We start from the raw sequence: 1,295 nt of genomic DNA on the forward strand, positions 1-1,295 counted from the left end.
CTCAACCCGGTGCTGACCATCGGCCGGCAACTGGTCGAGGCGATCGAGGCGCATGAACGGGTCTCGCGCGTGCAGGCGCGGCGCCGGGCGATCGAAGCGCTGACGGCGGTACGCATCACGGAAGCAGCCAGCCGCATGACCCAGCATCCGCACGAGTTGTCGGGCGGCATGCGGCAACGCGTGATGATCGCCATGGCGCTGGCACTGCGGCCCGACGTGCTCATCGCCGACGAGCCGACGACCGCGCTCGACGTCACCGTGCAGGGCGAGGTGCTCGAGCTGCTGCGCCAGCTCCAACGCGACCTTGGCACGGCGATCATCCTGATCACCCACGACATGGGAGTGGTCGCCGAAATGGCGGACCGCGTCATTGTTCTGCGCGAGGGCCGTATGGTGGAAGCGGGCGCGGCGGAGGCGATCTTCGCCGATCCACAGGCCGCCTATACGAAGGAATTGCTGGCAGCGGTTCCCCGGATCGGCGGCGGGGCCGGGCGTGTCGTGACGCGACCCACAAGCAACGCCGCAACGCCTTCGGTGGTCTCAGTGCGCGATCTCACTGTCCATTTTGACCTTCACGGGGGCTTTCTCGGTCGGGTCGACCGCCGGGTTCACGCGGTGGAGGGCGTTTCCTTCGAGGTCGGCGCGGGCGAGACGCTGTCGCTGGTCGGCGAATCGGGCTGCGGCAAGTCGACTACTGCCAAGGCCCTGGCCGGACTGGTGCCCTACGGCGGCGACATCGTCGTCGGCGGACGCAATATGGCAGGTCTCGCCCGCCAGGACGCCAAGGCGATGCGTCGCGATATCCAGATGATCTTCCAGGATCCCTTCGCTTCGCTCGATCCGCGCATGACCGTGGGCGACCTTGTGGCGGAGCCGATGGTGATCCACGGCATCGCGACGGGCGCAGAACGCCGCGAGCGAGTCGCCGGCTTGTTCGAACGCGTCGGCCTGTCGCCGGATCAGATGAGCCGCTATGCGCACGAGTTCTCAGGTGGCCAGCGCCAACGCATCTGCATTGCCCGAGCGCTGGCGCTGCGGCCGAAGCTGATCGTCGCCGACGAAAGCGTCTCCGCACTCGACGTCTCGGTGCAGGCGCGTGTGCTCGAACTTCTGCGCGAATTGCAGGCCGACTTCGGCATCGCGTATCTGTTCATTTCCCATGACATGGCAGTGGTCGAGAACATCTCCGACCGTGTCGCGGTCATGTATCTCGGCCAGATCGTCGAGACCGGGACTCGCGATCAGATTTTCTCCAACCCCCGGCATCCCTATACCCGTCGGCTGATCGAAGCAGT

The 1,295-nt window shown here is 66.3% G+C and carries 1 protein-coding gene; it reads left to right on the top strand.

The window, feature by feature from the left end; translation table 11 throughout:
* Positions 1-1,295: ABC transporter ATP-binding protein (locus VQ044_RS25170; RefSeq protein WP_331827895.1), on the top strand; the 1,295-nt coding region annotated here is incomplete at both ends.

Origin of the sequence: Aurantimonas sp. C2-5-R2 (assembly GCF_036549495.1) — a bacterium.
GTDB classification, from domain to species: Bacteria; Pseudomonadota; Alphaproteobacteria; order Rhizobiales; family Rhizobiaceae; genus Aurantimonas; species Aurantimonas coralicida_A.